Origin of the sequence: Microbacterium meiriae (assembly GCF_025143875.1) — a bacterium.
Taxonomy (GTDB): domain Bacteria; phylum Actinomycetota; class Actinomycetes; order Actinomycetales; family Microbacteriaceae; genus Microbacterium; species Microbacterium meiriae.
Genome location: NZ_JAMBDU010000003.1, coordinates 124,065 through 140,546, shown reverse-complemented (window position 1 = coordinate 140,546; position 16,482 = coordinate 124,065). Strand labels below are relative to the sequence as shown.

At 62.6% G+C, this 16,482-nt stretch carries 15 protein-coding genes; 12 read left to right on the top strand and 3 right to left on the bottom strand.

Annotated features, from left to right (window positions below; translation table 11 throughout):
* The first annotated feature begins 6 nt into the window (after positions 1–6).
* From M4D53_RS03160 to M4D53_RS03130, 7 genes are all read left to right on the top strand, one after another.
* The gene (locus M4D53_RS03160; RefSeq protein ID WP_259951838.1) at positions 7–885 is read left to right on the top strand and encodes a metallophosphoesterase; all 879 of its coding nucleotides are present in this window, start codon (positions 7–9) and stop codon (positions 883–885) included.
* Between the two features lie 353 nt (positions 886–1,238).
* The gene (locus M4D53_RS03155; RefSeq protein ID WP_259951831.1) at positions 1,239–2,741 is read left to right on the top strand and encodes a SulP family inorganic anion transporter; all 1,503 of its coding nucleotides are present in this window, start codon (positions 1,239–1,241) and stop codon (positions 2,739–2,741) included.
* Positions 2,742–2,856: 115 nt separating this feature from the next.
* A complete protein-coding gene (locus M4D53_RS03150; RefSeq protein WP_259951830.1) occupies positions 2,857–4,224 on the top strand; it encodes a DNA cytosine methyltransferase in 1,368 nt (455 codons plus the stop codon).
* Positions 4,225–4,273: 49 nt separating this feature from the next.
* Entirely contained in the window at positions 4,274–5,290 is a 1,017-nt protein-coding gene (locus tag M4D53_RS03145) for a DUF262 domain-containing protein (RefSeq protein WP_259951828.1), read from the top strand.
* Between the two features lie 17 nt (positions 5,291–5,307).
* The gene (locus M4D53_RS03140) at positions 5,308–6,174 is read left to right on the top strand and encodes a hypothetical protein (protein WP_259951826.1); all 867 of its coding nucleotides are present in this window, start codon (positions 5,308–5,310) and stop codon (positions 6,172–6,174) included.
* Between the two features lie 7 nt (positions 6,175–6,181).
* Positions 6,182–8,986 (top strand): Z1 domain-containing protein, encoded by a 2,805-nt coding sequence (locus tag M4D53_RS03135; protein WP_259951824.1) that lies wholly within the window; start codon positions 6,182–6,184, stop codon positions 8,984–8,986.
* A 15-nt stretch (positions 8,987–9,001) separates the two neighbouring features.
* On the top strand, positions 9,002–10,042 hold the full coding sequence (locus M4D53_RS03130) for a PD-(D/E)XK motif protein (RefSeq protein WP_259951821.1): 1,041 nt from the start codon (positions 9,002–9,004) through the stop codon (positions 10,040–10,042).
* A 1,234-nt stretch (positions 10,043–11,276) separates the two neighbouring features.
* On the opposite strand, the gene M4D53_RS03125 is transcribed toward M4D53_RS03130, so the two are convergent.
* Complete coding sequence (locus M4D53_RS03125; RefSeq protein WP_259951819.1) at positions 11,277–12,338, bottom strand: ParB/RepB/Spo0J family partition protein; 1,062 nt, start codon at positions 12,336–12,338, stop codon at positions 11,277–11,279.
* 135 nt (positions 12,339–12,473) lie between these two features.
* Positions 12,474–13,079: a MerR family transcriptional regulator gene (locus M4D53_RS03120; protein WP_259951818.1), complete on the bottom strand. Its 606-nt coding sequence runs from the start codon at positions 13,077–13,079 to the stop codon at positions 12,474–12,476.
* A 70-nt stretch (positions 13,080–13,149) separates the two neighbouring features.
* Here M4D53_RS03120 and M4D53_RS03115 point away from each other — a divergent pair, with 70 nt between their 5' ends.
* Positions 13,150–13,668, top strand: coding sequence for a DUF4188 domain-containing protein (locus M4D53_RS03115; protein WP_259951813.1), 519 nt, complete (start codon positions 13,150–13,152; stop codon positions 13,666–13,668).
* A gap of 12 nt (positions 13,669–13,680) precedes the next feature.
* On the opposite strand, the gene M4D53_RS03110 is transcribed toward M4D53_RS03115, so the two are convergent.
* On the bottom strand, positions 13,681–13,854 hold the full coding sequence (locus M4D53_RS03110; protein WP_259951812.1) for a hypothetical protein: 174 nt from the start codon (positions 13,852–13,854) through the stop codon (positions 13,681–13,683).
* A gap of 116 nt (positions 13,855–13,970) precedes the next feature.
* Between M4D53_RS03110 and M4D53_RS03105 the strand changes: the two genes are divergently transcribed.
* The 4 genes from M4D53_RS03105 to M4D53_RS03090 all read left to right on the top strand — a co-directional run bounded on the left by M4D53_RS03105 (position 13,971) and on the right by M4D53_RS03090 (position 16,343).
* Positions 13,971–14,969, top strand: coding sequence for a hypothetical protein (locus tag M4D53_RS03105; protein WP_259951810.1), 999 nt, complete (start codon positions 13,971–13,973; stop codon positions 14,967–14,969).
* A 10-nt stretch (positions 14,970–14,979) separates the two neighbouring features.
* The gene (locus tag M4D53_RS03100) at positions 14,980–15,210 is read left to right on the top strand and encodes a hypothetical protein (protein WP_060921304.1); all 231 of its coding nucleotides are present in this window, start codon (positions 14,980–14,982) and stop codon (positions 15,208–15,210) included.
* Between the two features lie 154 nt (positions 15,211–15,364).
* Positions 15,365–15,532, top strand: a complete 168-nt coding sequence (locus M4D53_RS03095; protein WP_259951809.1) for a hypothetical protein — start codon at positions 15,365–15,367, stop codon at positions 15,530–15,532.
* Positions 15,510–16,343 (top strand): hypothetical protein, encoded by an 834-nt coding sequence (locus M4D53_RS03090; protein WP_259951808.1) that lies wholly within the window; start codon positions 15,510–15,512, stop codon positions 16,341–16,343. The genes M4D53_RS03095 and M4D53_RS03090 overlap by 23 nt, the downstream gene beginning before the upstream one ends.
* Positions 16,344–16,482 lie beyond the last annotated feature (139 nt).

The window sequence follows — 16,482 nt, the reverse complement described above, 5'->3', positions numbered from 1 at the left end:
AGAGACATGATCCTCACCGAACACCCCCGCCCGTCGCACACCTTCGTGCACATCTCCGACACGCACCTGCCGGGTGAACGGTCGCCGCTGTACGGCAGCGGGGCCGACGCCGACGCGAACCTGGCGGAGATGCTCGACCGGCTCGTGGCCTCGGGGCTCCGTCCCGACGCGCTGCTGTTCACCGGAGACCTGACGGACCGGGGCGATGCCGCCGCCTACAAGCGACTGCGCGAGCTCGTGGCGCCCGCTGCCGCGGCGCTCGGGTGCGAGGTCGTGTGGGCGGCCGGCAACCATGACGACCGCCGTGCCATGCGATCGGAGCTCGGACTCGCGGGGGCGGGTGACGAGCCGATCGTCGAGGTGCGGTGGTTCGGGGGGATGCGCGTCATCGTCGTCGATTCGACGGTGCCCGGCGCGCATTGGGGGGAGGTGCCGTCGTCGCAGCTGGTTCGGCTGGAGGGAGAGCTGTCGACGGCGGCACCGCAGGGCACGCTGCTGCTCATCCACCATCCGCCCCTGCCGACGGTGCTCGACCTCGCCGTGACGGTCGAGCTGCGGGATCAGGACGCGCTGGCCGCGGTGCTGCGGGGGTCGGACGTGCGGGGCATCCTGTCGGGACACGTGCACCATCCGTCGTTCGGCACCTTCGCCGGAATCCCGGTCGCCGTCGCCTCGTCGAGCGCGTACGGACAGGACCTCGCGCAACCCGTCGGCGCCACGCGCGGCCAGGACGCCGCGCAGGGCTACAACCTCGTGCACGTCTACGCCGACACCATCGTGCACTCCGCCGTCTCGCTCGAGCGCGGGGCGGACGTCGGGGAGCCAGTCGCCGCCGATGAGGCCGGGCGACGGATCGCCGGCGTGGGGATCGACTGGCGGGACTAGGCCGTCACGAGGTCGTCATCGGCGTCACGTCGACGTCGATCGAGCCGAACGGGAACGGGCTGACGACGCTCCAGGAGTCGCCGGTGAACTGCTCGATCGGGATCCTTTCGGGGCGGTCGTGTTCATCCTGGCGGATGCGAGGTCGGGCGGGAGGGGCGCCAGGTGACGACGTCTACGCCGTGAGCACTGTCGTCTTAGAGGTACTTGCGCTCGGAATCGATCTCGACCACCGCACAATCCGCAAGTCGAGCGGATCGACTACTCAAGACGAGCCTTGCGGAGGCGGCATGCTTCACGTCAGTCATAGGCTGGACCGTCTGCCTCCTCTCGGAGGCGCCTTCCCCTGGAGCTCCATGTCTGCAACGACGGTCGACGACCGCGCCCGCTATCGCGCCCACCCCTCGGTGCTCGATGCGCTGAAGAACCCGCGACTGCTGACGCGGGAGGTGCTGGCCGGGCTCGTCGTCGGGCTCGCGCTCATCCCGGAGGCCATCGCGTTCTCGGTGATCGCGGGGGTGGACCCGAAGGTGGGGCTGTTCTCGTCGTTCATCATGGCGGTGTCGATCGCGTTCCTCGGCGGGCGGCCGGCGATGGTGACGGCGGCGACCGGAGCCGTGGCGCTCGTGATCGCTCCCGTCGCGCCGACGTACGGGCTCGACTACTTCATCGCGACGGTCATCCTCGCCGGGGTTTTCCAGGTGGTGCTCGGAGTACTCGGCGTCGCGAAGCTCATGCGCTTCATCCCCCGCAGCGTCATGGTCGGCTTCGTGAACGCGCTCGCGATCTTCGTGTTCAGCTCGCAGTTCCCGCAGCTCATCGACGTGCCGTGGCTGGTGTATCCGCTGGTGGCGCTGGGCATCGTCGTGATGCTCGTGATGCCGAAGATCACCAAGGTCGTGCCGGCGCCGCTGGTGTCGGTGATCATCGTGACCGGCCTCGTGCTCACGTTCGGGATCACTGTGCCGACGGTCGGCGATCAGGGTGAGCTGCCGCGGAGTCTGCCGTCGCTGTTCATCCCGAACGTTCCGCTGACGTGGGAGACGTTCACGATCATCGCGCCGTTCGCGCTCGGGGTCGCGCTCGTCGGGCTCATGGAGTCGCTGCTCACCGCGAAGCTCGTCGACGAGATCACCGACACCCACTCGAACAAGACCCGCGAGTCGTGGGGGCAGGGCGTCGCGAACGTCTTGTCCGGGATGTTCGGCGGTATGGGCGGGTGCGCGGTGATCGGTCAGACCATGATCAACGTGAAGGCATCGGGCGCGCGGACCCGCATCTCGACGTTCTGCGCCGGTCTGTTTTTGTTCGTGTTGGTCGTGGTGTTCGGTGACTTCGTCGGGACGATCCCGATGGCGGCGCTCGTGGCCGTGATGATCATGGTCGCGATCGGGGCGTTCGACTGGCACAGTGTGCGGCCGTCGACGCTGAAGCGGATGCCGAAGAGCGAGACGTTCGTGATGGTGTCTACCGTTTTGTTGGTCTTGGTGACGCACAACCTGGCGGTCGGGGTTGTCGGTGGGGTGCTCGTTGCATCGGTGCTGTTCGTGCGGCGGGTGGCGCACTTCGTTTCGGTTCGTCGGGTTCTGGGTGAGGCGGGGGACGTGGTGACGTACGTCGTGGAGGGGGAGCTGTTCTTCGCGTCGAGCAATGACCTGACGACGTTGTTCTCTTATACGGAGGATCCCGGTCGCGTTGTCGTCGATCTGTCGGGGTCGCATGTGTGGGATGCGTCGACTGTTGCCGCGTTGGATGCGATCGAGATGAAGTACGCGGGCCTGGGGAAGACGGTGGAGATCGTCGGGATGAATGAGAGTAGTTCGCGGATGCGCGGGCGGTTGACGGGCGGGTTCGAGTAGCAGCTCCGGCAACATGGAGACGGCCAGCATGTGCGGACGCCTCGTGTCGGTTGTGAGCGGTACCTTTGACTCTGGGAGCGGCGGGTGCCGTCGCTGACGCCGATCAGGAGATCAGATGACCGACCCGAAGCCCCAGTTTCGCTTCATCGATCTTTTCGCCGGTTTGGGTGGCTTCCATGTGGCACTCGACGAACTCGGTGGCAAAGGGGTCTTCGCAGCGGAGTGGGAGCCCGGGCTGAATGCTCTCTACGAGCACAACTTCGGCGTCTTACCGTGGTTCGATGTTGCCGAACTCACCGATGAGTTGATTCTGGAGAGCGTGCCCGAACACGACGTCCTCACGGCAGGCTTCCCCTGCCAACCCTTCTCGAAATCCGGCAAGCAGCAAGGCTTCGAACACACTGAGCAAGGACGACTGTTCTTCAAGGTCCACGACATCCTGCGAATGAAGCGACCCCGCAGATTCATCTTGGAAAACGTCCCAAACATCCTCAGCCATGACGGCGGCAAGACCGCGCAGACGATTCGCACGAAGCTCGAGGACCTCGGGTACGCAGTCGATGTCCATCGACTCTCGCCGCATCAGTTCGGCATCCCGCAAGTCCGAGAGCGAGCGTATTTCGTCGGATCGCTCGACGGCTTGGAGGAGTTCCAGTGGCCGACTGCTCTCGGAGCAACCACAACGATCGAGTCGGCGCTTCACCCACACTCCGGCGACGGTCGCGCGATCCCGACCCAGACCGGTCGTGCGATCGACATGTGGAGCGACTTCCTGCGTCGCTCCCCGGAAGGAGTCAAGTTGCCCTCCTTCCCCATTTGGGCGATGGAGTTCCGGGCAACCTATCCGTACGAGACCACAACGCCACCTGACGCTTGGGCTCGCAATCGTCCACGAGACCTCGACGGTTACGACGGATCCTTCGGCTTTCCGCTCGCCGGATTGACTAGTAGCGAGCAACAAGCCCTCATCCCCAGCCATTCTCGGCGGGATGGAGACTTCGAGTTTCCCGCCTGGAAGCGAACGTTCATCCGCCAGAATCGCGAGTTCTACCGAGCGAATCGCGTGTGGATTGAGCCGTGGATCAACGAATGGCAACCATGGGAGTTCCACTCAAGCTTCCAGAAGTTCGAGTGGAACGCGCAGGGCGGAAACCGTGACATCGACGACTACATCCTTCAGGTGCGCGCCTCAGGGATCCGTGTCAAGCGACCCACTACGGCGCCAAGCCTGATCGCGATGACGCAGACCCAGGTCCCTATCCTTGGCGCCAAGATCTCAGGCACAAACTCGCGACGGTACATGACCCCGCGGGAATGCGCTGAACTCCAAAGCCTTGGTGGCATCACCCTTCCTTCGAGCGACTTGGCGGCGTACAAGGCCCTTGGGAACGCGGTGAACGCTCGCGTCGTGCACGCAATCGCCGGAGCTTTGCTCGCCGACTTGACTACCAATCTGCAACAAACTCAGGACACAGCCGCATAGCCCTGCAGGCCTTCTTTCACGCTTAGAAAACCGAGAGACGAGGATTACGATGACGGATCGGAACCCGGTAGAGCAGGTGGGGACTGACGTGGAAACGGCAAGCGAAGACTCGCGCGGCCAGTTGCAGGACCGAATCGCAGAATTGCTGGCCGAGCTCTCTGAGGCTGCTGACCTTCCTGAGAGCGTCCCCGCTACTTCGCAGTTCACTGCCGGCGATGTCAGCTTCACCTCCGACGCGTGGATTTCTCGCCTCGCGGACGTTCAGGGGTGGCTTCGATTCAGTGATGATCTCTCAGCCAAAGACCCTGCTGCTTTTCACTCAAGCCTGGCGAGCGCCCTCGGATTCGAGACAGAGGCAGAAGGGGTCGAAGTCGTCGATGGCTCGCCTCGGTTGACTGAGGTTGCACTGGAACGGCTAAGTGAGCGGGCTGAACTAGGCGCTCGGCTGCAACAAGCCTTCCTCGCTGACCTCGACGCCGATGGCGGCACCCGGTCATCAGCGACGACACGTTGGGCCGAGGCGTGGGAGGCGGAGGAAGACGTTGCCGAAGCAGTGACCCCCGAACCCGTGACTGCGAGAGCCGACGTGTGGCCAATTTCGCAGTTGACCGGACGGAAGCTGAATCTCGTGCCTTCCTATCAGCGTGGCGACGTCTGGCGCACCGGTGACCGGCAAGCTCTCATTGAGTCCATCCTCCGGGGCATTCCGCTTCCATCGGTGATTCTGCTCCGTACCGGCGCGGCCACTCCACATGAGGTCGTCGATGGGAAGCAGCGCCTAACCGCGATCCTCCGGTTCGTCGGCAAGCACCCAATCGCGCTCGCCAAGGTTGCCGAAGCCGACGGGTTGCACCCGGGTTTGGAACTCGCAACGCTTTTTACGAGCGACTATCCGAAGTTTCGAACAGCATGGCGCAACGCAATGGGATACCCGTTGTCAGCGAAGCTAGAAGACGAGTACTACTTTCCGTTTAAGCTGCGGAACGATGCCAAGGGCGGACTGGTTGGCCCTGACCTGGAGCCGCTCCGAGCAAGTATTTTACCCAGATCAGAGACAAGATCATAAATGTTGCCGACGAGAGCGTGACTATAAAGGATCTTTTCGAAGCCGTCGTAGCGTATAAAGTTCCAGTACTTGAGTACACCAAGGCGACTCAGCGTCAGATCCATGAGGTCTTTAAGCTATACAACAAGCAGGGGATGCACCTCAACGCTGAAGAGATCCGCAATGCGGTGTACCACGACGTAGAGCTCACCCGCGCGATCCTCGTTGCTGCTGGAGACGCTAGCTCCCGCAGCAACGTTGAAGACGTCGCCCCATCGCTCGTCGGCGTGCCTGGCGTTGATGCCCTGGGTCAGACCCTCGCGGAGTACGGGTTCGGCGAAGCACGTTACCGCCGGACAAAGGTGCTCGGCTGGATATTGTCAGCGCTGCTCAACGACACGCGCGGTAAGTTGCTGCCCTCGACAGCACGTCACACGGACTTGTTGCTCGGCCAGGTGCAGGAGCAGGAGCACCATCCGTTGCGCGAGCCCGGTCGCATCGCGGACCTGTTTGAGTGGGTTGCGCGGGCGGGGGATCTGCACGCGGGGCACGAGGAACTGTGGCCAGACAACTTCCGTGGCGACGGCAAGACCTCCAAATGGCAGGACCTGCAGTTGGTCGGTTCTTTCGTTGGCATCGCGATCGCGGTAGCGGGATCCCCAGAGGATATCGAGGACCGTATCGAATCTCACGCCGACGAAATCCGCAAGGCAGCTCTGCAGCAATGGTCAAGGCCCAAGAAGACCCAGACCCGGACTCAGTGGGATTACATTGCCCGGATCGCGCGGGGAATCGTAGAAACCTTGGAGGTGGACATCACGGCCGCGTCTGACGCAATTCGTGCTCGATTCGGCTCCTCGGGTGTCGACTCCCTGATCGGCTCGATTCTTCCGAAGGCTGAGTGACGGTGGCATGATCAACGACGCAACGGAGCGCGTCTACCTTGAGGCGCCGTCACCTGGAGGCGACTCCTGGTGGAACCAGTACTTGGCGGAACTCAGTGGGTTGACGGAAACTGCTCGCTCAGCGCTTGAGGCGGATTCGGGCTACATCCTAAAGCGAGGGATCCTCGGCGCGGGACGCCCGGATGCGGGCTTCTGGCCCGGACAGGTGCGCACAGGGCTGGTCATGGGTGCCGTTCAGTCTGGCAAGACCGCATCCATGTTTGGCGTGACCGCCATGGCTCTCGACCAAGGAGTGGACATCGTCGTGGTACTTGCCGGAACGCGACTGTCACTGTGGCGCCAGACCTATGACCGGCTGATCACGCAATTAGACGCAGGAGAAGATGGCGCTGCCAAAGCGAACAAGCGCCTGCTCTGCCCGCCCCCGGTCGTAGCACTTTCGGAATCCACCAATGCGCTCACCGATACCTACCGAATACCATCCGCGCAAGTCAGGAGGAAACTCGGTCGGGGCAAACCAATCATTGTCGTCGCGATGAAGCAGACCGATCACCTGTACGCGCTTGGCAATAGCATGCGAACCAGCGTCTACCCTGCGGTGCGGGACTTGGGTCGACCGGTGCACATGCTCGTACTTGACGACGAGGCGGATGACGGCTCAATCCTTGATGCCGCAGTGGAGGCTGGCCACGACCACGCATGGTCAGGGTTCAAGCAGATTCCTCGCGCCATCGCGGACCTTTGGGATCCCCGCTCGGAGGATGCCCCCTCAAATCTCTTCACGACATACGTCGGTTACACCGCAACACCGCAAGCCAATTTACTTCAAGAGGATCACAACCCCCTCGCGCCGCGCGACTTCGTCGTCTCTCTACGGACACCGCTCGACATCGGGCACCCCGTCGACCTTGCAACCGAAGACCCCCCGCGGTCATCGAACTACCCAGAACCGAGCGGACTCGACCATTACTACACGGGAGGAGAAGTCTTCTACAATCGCGCAAGGTCCGCCGGCCTCTGCGTAGGCCTGACCGGACAAGCCGAAGAGGATCTCGGAGAATCCATCAGGGCGTTCCTCGTGGCTGGGGCGATCAGACTGGCATGGAGCACCGGGAAGGCTGGACCGCATTCACTCCGTGACGAGCGGTTTGATAGTGAGATGGCTGCCAAGGCTGCCTCGCCTGCTCCTCACTCAATGTTGCTCCACCCGGCAGCGGACATCGAAGAACATTTCAGGGGTGCCGAGGACGTGCTGATGTGGGCGGGTCTGGATGATCGCGATGCTGCGCGTCGACTCCTCGACTCGGGCTTAGGGTTCCTACCCTTGACTCTCCTTGAAAGGATGCGAGGCGAGGAACAACTTTGGGAGGCCTGGATCGAACGCTACCGGTCCTCGTCCGCCACGCTCGCTGCCGAGTTCAATGTGCTCTCCCCGCGTCTGGTGCCCGACTGGCCTGTGGTCAAGCAACTGTTGGAGACTGAGATCATCCCGGGCACAAGAGTCTCCGTGGTTAACAGCGATCCGCGTGCGGATGATCGTCCCGCGTATCGTCCGTCTTACGACGAAGAGACAGAGAATTGGCGCGCGGCACGAGACCTATCCACCATCTTCGTTTCTGGGAACGTCATGGCCCGTGGGTTGACGCTTGAGGGAATGTCGACCGCATTATTCTTGCGTGGCGCAAGCATGCCTTTCGCCGACACTCAAATGCAAATGCAACGCTGGTTCGGTTACCGAGGTAGTCACATCGAACTGTGTCGACTATTCGCAAACCAGCAACAACTTGATCTATTCCGCAGCTACCACGACATAGATGAAGCCATCAGGGTGGCAATCTCGAACTCGATGCAAGGGGATGCACCCTCACCGATCATGCTACATGGCCTTCAGTTCCTTGCCACCGGCAAGATCGCCAACCTCGGACGCACGCCTTTGTGCCCAAGTTCGAAGCCATTTGTGACCATAGCTAATAGCGGCCATGCTCCTGATCCGAATGTTCAGGTCGTAGCGGACCTCTTCGCTTCCGGGGCATCGGCAGATGTGACCGCTGGGGGACGGAAGCGAGGGCGAGCGCTCAACAGAATGCTGTCACTCGCGGAGACGGCTGAGCTACTTCAGCGCCTCACATACGACGCGTATAAACCAGGAAATCTAAGCGGACTCGCCCAACTCTGGTCTCAGGTGAGTTCACGCGTTTCTGCTGTGCAGCCGCTCGCGGATGATGCAATGCTCTATCGGGCACCAGAACCACTCCCGGGAGACGAACCGGCCGCCGCAAGATCCGAGTGCCCGTACGCGATCGCGGCGTATCTGCGCCTCTGGGACGCCTGCCTGACGAGGCCCGTCCGTGGTCTCTTTGTCACGGGGGCACCCTCTGACCTTTGGTCGATGTCGGACCTGCGCGAAAAACAGGCGCATCAGCCCACCTTCTCTGTGGGGATCCGCTTCGGCGGCGGCTCGCCGATCGCTAGCGGGCCACTGCGTGGCCTCGGGTTCGATATTCCCGCAACAGCTAAGCGGGTCGGGCCGGGCGGCGAACTCGAGACTGAGTGGGGATCGAATGACCCGACGGCGGGACCTCTGGACTATAGAGGGGACGAGTTCTTTGACTTCTACCACCGCCGAGAGCGAGCACCGGTGTTGACCAACAGTAGCCCCTGGCGCCCAGCCGGCTCCCACGGGCAGGTGCTGTTCTACGTCAACCAGCTCCCGGAGCAACCGCATCCTGTCATCGCCGTAGGGATCTGCATCCCCGGCGGAGGCCCCGAGCAATTCGCCGCCACCCGCGCTTCGAATCTCGTAGCCGGGTGAGACTGGAGTTATCCCTTGGCAAGCTATGAAGATGCGTTGCAGGTAATCGCAGGCACACCCCGCGCGTTAATCTCAGATGTCCGCGATGTGAACTGGTTGACGGACGAGAATGTGGTCGGCGTGGCGCGCGACACCAACGGCCGCGTCGAGATGTTCCTCAGGGGTCCGCGACTGCAGCCCTCAACCAGCGTGGTCCGGGATGCACTTGAGTTTCGGGTTGTGCATCGTGACAACCATTCATCCTTCGACGCGAACCGCTTGCTCCTGCCGGCGTTTGGGCACTTCGACCAAGTAGCAGCGTTCATTTGTACTGAACTTCTCCGGAACGGTGCTGACGCATCGCTCGCGCTCGCATTCAGGCTCACAGAGCCCCTCATCGAACTCGCCATCGAGCGGCTTCGTCTATCGAGGCAGGCGATTGTTGGGCTAGCGGGTGAACTCCTACTGATCGATGCCCTTTGTCGCCGCGCTAGTGGCGCGCACGTGTCCGACGTCATCGCGGGGTGGAACGGCTGGAGGCGATCATCCCGTGATCTCACGTTTGGGTCAACAGGCATTGAGGTGAAGACGACGACTGGACCTGCCTCCTCCCACCTCGTCGAAGGCGTTCACCAGGTGGAGACAGACACCAGCTTCGGCGCTGAGGACCGCCTTATCCTCGTCAGCATCGGCCTCCAACCGAGCCCTGATAACGGCAACGCTTTCACCATCCCGCAGTTGGTTGACCGCACGCTGGCGCACATGGAGGCTGCTGGACTCTCGGAGCGTGCGATACAAGAGTTCCTGCATCATCTTTCAGAATATGGCGAAGGTCCGGGGTATGACCATCTCTCTCAGGAATCAGACCCGGCGTACTCGACTGGCTTCCTCATCTCCTTCTTCCGCGGCTACGACATGACCGATGATCTCGTCCAGGTGCTTCGACGGCATGATGTAGCCGAGCGCGTCCACGTCGACGTTGGGTCAGTGAACTATCGGGTGGACCTTCCTGCGACCTTGAGCGCAAGCAATCCCGTGGCCGGCGCGAATCAGGTCGCCGACTGGATCTTCCGGTGAGGCACTTTAAAGAACACTAGACTTAGGACTGCGTCGGGGTGCGCAGGCCAATGGCGGCTGTTGAAAAACACCGACCTGCTTTGGCGCATGTCGCGCCGAAATGACCTCTTGCCGGCGGGAACCAAGATCGTGCAACTTGAGTTCTGAACGAAGCGAACAATTCCGCGCAGTTATGCTTCACTGTTCTTTCGCGAAGGGCGCCTCGTTCCGAACAGCAAACCCGCGGTCTCTCGACAATATCGCTAATAGCACGTCATTCACAGTGATTAGTCACCATCACCGTTCTCAGGCTACGCGTTAGCCTGTTCATATAAGGCCGAGCGCGAAGGCTTGCGTGGGCGAACAATCGTGGCTTCTAACTGCAATGCGAGATCACGCGCAGATTCCTCAGCGACGAATTCGGTGAAATCAGACCACGTAGGCCACGATTTCGGTTGCTCGTCCTGCAACTGGGACATTAGTCGACCTCGATCCATCATTGTGTCGACATCCGTGCTGGCGTGCTCCCACCATGGGTCGTCTTTGGGCAAGGCGAAAGGCACCGCGAAACCAATCCGCGGATTGGCACTGATCTCAAGCCAACCTCGCCATTGAGAGGGCAGGACGTCCCGTGGCTTCTGCCGAAAATCGAACTGGACTGTATTCTGCACAAGCGTTAGGGGAAAGGCACTTCGTCCGTCGTCAAATGACTTCCACGAGATTATGTCGACACCGGCATCCCTATAAATATCCGGGATTCTTACGTTCTTAACGTCGACCCCGATACTCTCGGCCACCCATGCTACAGCCAAAGAAAAGACGCTTGGCCTCGCCCCGCGAGGCGGCCATCCGAATACAACGGATTCCGCACCTTGTCCCGCGTGGTTCCGGAACGCGACTCGTACGATCTCATCAAAAACAACGTCTGACCGCTCGTATTGACCCGAAGCGCGCAATGGCGTACCTCGGAGAGAAAGAAGAAGCAGACACTCGTAAAGCGCGCTCTCTTCTTTCCGATTTATGCGAATTCCTCGGTCGTGCACGTCGAATGGATAAAGCGCACCAAAGTCGCGAGAACGCCTCTCGATCTCCATCAGAGTCTCCTCAAGTTGCAGATCTGTCGGCTTGCTCCCACTGACGAAGAGGCCCCTTAGTTCGGCAACACTGAGAAAGTCATCGTCGCACCCAAACAAGAACGCCTCAGCAAACTCGCTCAATGAGTGACTATCGAAGTCTTCCGGGGGCTCGACTCTCCTCACGATCGCGGCGCTCCCTTCGCTTCAAGAGTTGTAAGTAGGTCGCGGACTCCGTTGATAAAGCCGGCGACATCGTGCGTCGAGACCTCGAACGTGGAAACGCTCATTTTCTGAAGTTCGCGCAGCACGCGTGTCGCTGAGCGCTGGAACTGTTCTTCAGGATCAGCCAATGCTTCATGAGCCTCGACCAGATTCCCTGATTCTCTCAGAACACGAGTGGCCTCCGGGTTTTGGAGTACCCGAGCGAGTTCACCCAGTTGTCGGCTGTCATTGATGACCCTACCGTCGCCGCGCGCGCCGCCAAATATCCAATTGAGGAGTTCACGTAGTTGAGGCTCTTTGTCGGTCGGAATCGGCCATTCTTCAGTCTTGACGAAACGTGGCTGCGGCGCAGATATGTACGACTGAACTCCGCGGCGGGCCATCGCGTTGGCAAAAACACCGAATGCCGCCCGAGCACGCGTCACATCTACCTTAAACATGGACTCAGCCTGCGCGAGAATCTCGTGGTCCCGGTACATCGCTCGAACCTCTGAGACGTCCCGACCCACCAGTTCTGCAACGCGCCCTATGCCCTCGACCTCTTCGACGAGCTTCGCGATGTACCGCGCCTGCGCATACGGCTCCCACGGCTCAATCCCTGATATGTGGCGGTAGCCGAGAAGTGGAGCCACCGATCTTTCATCCTCGACAATCAGTACGGGTACGGATGCGGGGTATGAGGGGGGCAGGTTTTTCCAACCCTTGTTTTCCTTGCTGAAGAGATTTCGAAGGCCCTCATCGGCGAGCCCCCTGAGCGCTGTTAGCCTGCGGTTTCCCTCAATGACCCGAAAGTGCTCGCCGTCCCGAACTGCGATCAACGGCTCGCTCTGGAAGAATTCATGTGTGGCGATGCTTTCGGCGATCCGCAGCGGGTCGTAGTGCTTGTTTATGTATGCCGCCAGGTCCCTCTGGGAAATTTCTGGAGTTTGCATCGACGGCGGGAGACGGGGGTTCCCCCAGTCCAAGCGCAGGCTGTCGAGAGGTAGTTGCTGGAGTTGACCAGTGACTGTTTCGCTCACGTGTTCAGGCTAGTGGCATGCCTTGCCTCGCCCAGCAAGATCACCTCAGACCGAGAGGTTTCTTCGGTGACGTGCTTTTCGGCTCAAGAGCATCCCTGCGCGCGAGGCTCAACTGCGTGCAACACTTCTGACGCCTCACCCATCAAACCTCTCCCCCGAGCTCACCTGCTGCGCCACCCGGCGCAGCGCCAACAACAACGGCTCCACCAACACCGACCCCAACACCACGTACCGCACGGCAGCCTCCGCAGACTCCCCCGGCACCCCCGCGATCTCCGCATCCGCTATCCGCCGCGCACTCGCGAGGTACTCCGCCATCACCGCCTCCGGCACCGTGAAGCCGACGCGCTCCAGCCCCTGTAACGCTCGCGCGACCGCATGCAGCACCGCGGGGTCGCACATCCCGGGCTTCCACCCGAGCCGGGCAGCGAGCGCCTCGGCGCCGGCGAGGTCCAACGCGTCATCGGCCGGCGGGGTGATCGCGGCATGCGCGGTCCCCAGCAGCTCGTGCGGGTTCGCGGGCGGATCATCCAGCGCCGCGACCACCCGTCGCGTCTCGGCGATGCTCACGCCCGCATCGAGCAGCGCCCGGATGACGCGCAGCCGCTCGACGTGCTTCTCGCCGTACGCGGCCTGCGTCGCGGAGGTGCGCTCGCCCTCGGGCAGCAGCCCCTCGCGCAGGTAGTACTTGATCGTCGGCACGGTCACGCCGGTCTGCGCTGACAGTTCGGAAATCCTCATGGCCACCTCTTGACTTCGATAGTAGCGCTATCCATTATGGATAGCATCGCTATCCAGTTGAGGAGTCGCCATGTCAAAAGTCATCACGGGCCGCATGACCCATCGCCACGAGGGCGAGCTCGTCGTGTTCCACATCGGGATGCAGATCAACCGGTGGTGGCGCCCCGACCTGTGGCTCCCCGCGTTCGTCGCCATGCCACGCATGCTCCGCGAGCTCAGCGCCGAGCCCGACTCCGGGCTGCTCGGCTACCAGCTCCTCCTCGGATCGGGCGGGCCCTACGTCGTGCAGTTCTGGTCGTCCGTCGACAAGCTCTACGCCTATGCCTCGAACCCGGACCAGCAGCACCGTCCGGCGTGGACCGCCTTCAACCGCGCCGCCCGCAAGGCTCCGGGAGCGGTCGGCGTGTGGCACGAGACGCTCCTCGTCGACACCGCCGAGAGCGTGTACGTCTCGACGAAGCGCATGGGCCTCGCAGCCGCGACAGAGCACGCGCCCGTACCGCGACGCCATGACCGCGCGCAGGCGCGCTTCACGGACGGAAAGACAGTGGCCCCCACGGCAGCGCCCGCGAACGAACCAACGGCGTGAGGCAGGTCGCGCTCAGCTCCCGGATGGGTGTCGAGGTGCGGATGGCACGCGCCCCCGGGCACGGCTCCGGCGTCGCGCGATCACTCGCGATACCGCGCGCACGAGCAGGAACGCGAGCACGAGGATCACGACCGCGACCGCTGCGGTGATGGCGAAGCCGGTCCAGCTGAAGAGCGACGCATCCATGCCTGGATCCTAGCGCTCTGCATGCTCCCGAGCGGGTCCCTCGAATATATTGCATACGCCGTCGTATGAGGTCTTCAATTGGTCACAGGCGGGCAATTGATCTGATCGGAGAGAACGTGCGCAAACACCTCATGCTCGCCAGCCTGCTCACCACTGCGATCGTCGGCTCATCATCCCTCGCAGCCGTCCCGGCGGCCTCCGCGGATACCGGTGCGGACGCAACTGACCTCACGACCGAGGAGATCGTCGCGCTGGTCACGGAGGTCGCGCCCGTGCCCATCGCCGCTGCCCAAACGACCGAGAGTTCCGGGCAAATCGTGGCCACCCTCGACGGCGGCGGAAAGGCCACGATTGCCGCGGTACCGGACGACGGGATCTCCGTCCGCTCGTCCGACGGCGAGGAAACGATGTCCGTGTCGCTTCCCGGCGCTGTCCACCTTGACGACGCGACCGTCGGAAAGGACGGGTCAGTGACCTATCTCGGCGACGCGAACACGCCATCGATCAACGTCATCGCCAGCGAGGAGAAGATTCGCGCGAGCGCGATCATCAGCGATGCCTCGCAGACCGAGCGCTTCGAGTACGACTTCGGCGGAGGGGTGACGGTCGAGATCCGGCAGGACGGGAGTGCGATCGCGTATACGGCGGAAGAGAGCACCGACCCGGACACGGGCGTGACCGCCCCGGTCGAGGAGATCGTCGCCGACGTCGCGCCGCCCTGGGCACGGGATGCGGACGGTATCGACGTGCCGACACGGTACAAGGCCTCCGGATCGACGCTGGTTCAGGTCGTCGAGCACCGCAGCGGCAACTATACGTATCCGATCGTCGCGGACCCGACGTTCGACCGCCCCAACTTCTTCCAATACCGCATGCGATTCAACCGAGCGGAGACGGCCATCCTCTATGACAAAGGCCTTGGCGCACTCGGAGGGCTCGCGTGCGGGACCATGGCACCCGTCTGCCTCCTCGCCGCGGGATCACTGGTGTGGAACGCCGGCATCGCTGAGAAGTCCCGACCGAAGAAGTGTGTGCAGGTGACGGCGACCCAGCCCTATGTCGTCCCCGGTCTCGTCTGGTGGGTCGATACCTACCGCGGCGGACCTTGCCGGTGAGGAACAGACGATGAAGCCCACGTGGTTCTCAACGATCACACGCCCTCGAAGCCATCTCATCGCGACCCTGTGCGTATGGGGCTGGTTCCTTGCGGTGCTCGTGGGAGCGAACTCCGTGCCCCAGCTCGCTCCCGCGCTCGAAGCGACTGCGGCGACGGGCGCCGCGGTGTGGTTCGGCGCGATGATGAAGCGATACCACGACGCGCGCCAGGATGGCACGCCGCCCGGCCCCGCGCCGTGAGCCACGGCCGGGCTGCTGTACGAGAGCGCGACGCTGCCGCCGCACCGCCAACTTGGCCTGGGCAGCCACAAAGGGATCTACCGGGATCCGCGTAAGTGGCACATCCGTCTCCACCTATCGAGCGCCGCCAGCGCTGCGGCACGAAGGAACCCCAATGTTCGGAAACGTCTTCGCGGTCACCGTCATCCTTCTCTGGTTCGTCGTCGTCGGCGGCGTGGGGTACGCCATGTACTTCATGGGAAGAGCGGCCTACCGCCAACTTCGGCACAACTCTCGTCACGATGTCGAGCAGGAGCGACGTGGGCGCCCGGATCTTCGTTGATGAGCCGCTCGGAGTCGACCGCTTGAGGTTCTCGGCGGTCTCGCAACGCCGTCAGAACCTCGTCGCCACGCTCAGCCTGTGGAGCATCTTCACACTGAGCCTCGTCGCGATCCTGACATCCTGCTCTCCCGAGGAAACGCCACGTTCGACCGCCTCGTTCGCACGGACATCCGCGACGATCGTCCAGCCGACCAACGCGACCTATCCGATCAACCTGATCTTCGTCGCCAAGCCCGACGACGCGATCTGGACCGACCTCACCGGCATCGTGCTCTCGGACGAGTTGTCGATCGCGCCGGGCGGCTTCACCGTCATCCGCGGAGACGGTGCCAACGGGGACACACTCGGGAACGTCACCTTCACTGTCGACGTTCCCGCCGCCGGGCTGTCGTTCCGTACGGTCGGCCTCGTCTTCGCGGGCTCGTCGACGATCACTCAGGTTCCCGTTGGCAGCTGGGCGCTGAGGGGCGCGCCGCCCGACGATTTCGCTTCCGAAGATGCCGGTGCGGACGTGGTCGGGATGCCGAGGTGCACCGCGGCCGACTTCCCCGTTCCTGATGCGGTGGCGTCGGTCCAGCGCTTCGACCCGGGCTCACCAGACGTCCACACAGACGAGGTCGCATTGGACACCCGGTCACGCACCGTCACAGCGGAACTTGCGTGTGAAGGGGACTTCGACTTCCGCGTCATGAGCCCGTCCATCGACTACACGGACGACAGTGGCAAGGCACGCACCACTCGCCTCGCGCCCGTGTCGATCGGCTTTCAGGATGTCACCGATGCGGACCTGCAGCGCATTCGGAGTCGTTGACGCATCACGAGGAGGGAACCAGGCTGTTCAGCCCCGCCCCGGAGCCGGACTTCAGTGCCTTGGGCGCGATCCGCCATTTTCCGGACCGGTGTCCTGCGGGCTGGTGGTCATCCGTCGTCTGGGTAAGTAGATGTAGAAA

Excerpts from the sequence above, each read along its gene's own strand:
- M4D53_RS03160 (WP_259951838.1), top strand. The coding sequence starts at position 7 with ATGATCCTCACCGAACACCCCCGCCCGTCGCACACCTTCGTGCACATC.
- M4D53_RS03155 (WP_259951831.1), top strand. The coding sequence starts at position 1,239 with ATGTCTGCAACGACGGTCGACGACCGCGCCCGCTATCGCGCCCACCCC.
- M4D53_RS03150 (WP_259951830.1), top strand. The coding sequence starts at position 2,857 with ATGACCGACCCGAAGCCCCAGTTTCGCTTCATCGATCTTTTCGCCGGT.
- M4D53_RS03145 (WP_259951828.1), top strand. The coding sequence starts at position 4,274 with ATGACGGATCGGAACCCGGTAGAGCAGGTGGGGACTGACGTGGAAACG.
- M4D53_RS03135 (WP_259951824.1), top strand. The coding sequence starts at position 6,182 with ATGATCAACGACGCAACGGAGCGCGTCTACCTTGAGGCGCCGTCACCT.
- M4D53_RS03120 (WP_259951818.1), bottom strand. The coding sequence starts at position 13,079 with ATGAGGATTTCCGAACTGTCAGCGCAGACCGGCGTGACCGTGCCGACG.
- M4D53_RS03115 (WP_259951813.1), top strand. The coding sequence starts at position 13,150 with ATGTCAAAAGTCATCACGGGCCGCATGACCCATCGCCACGAGGGCGAG.
- M4D53_RS03110 (WP_259951812.1), bottom strand. The coding sequence starts at position 13,854 with ATGGATGCGTCGCTCTTCAGCTGGACCGGCTTCGCCATCACCGCAGCG.
- M4D53_RS03100 (WP_060921304.1), top strand. The coding sequence starts at position 14,980 with ATGAAGCCCACGTGGTTCTCAACGATCACACGCCCTCGAAGCCATCTC.
- M4D53_RS03095 (WP_259951809.1), top strand. The coding sequence starts at position 15,365 with ATGTTCGGAAACGTCTTCGCGGTCACCGTCATCCTTCTCTGGTTCGTC.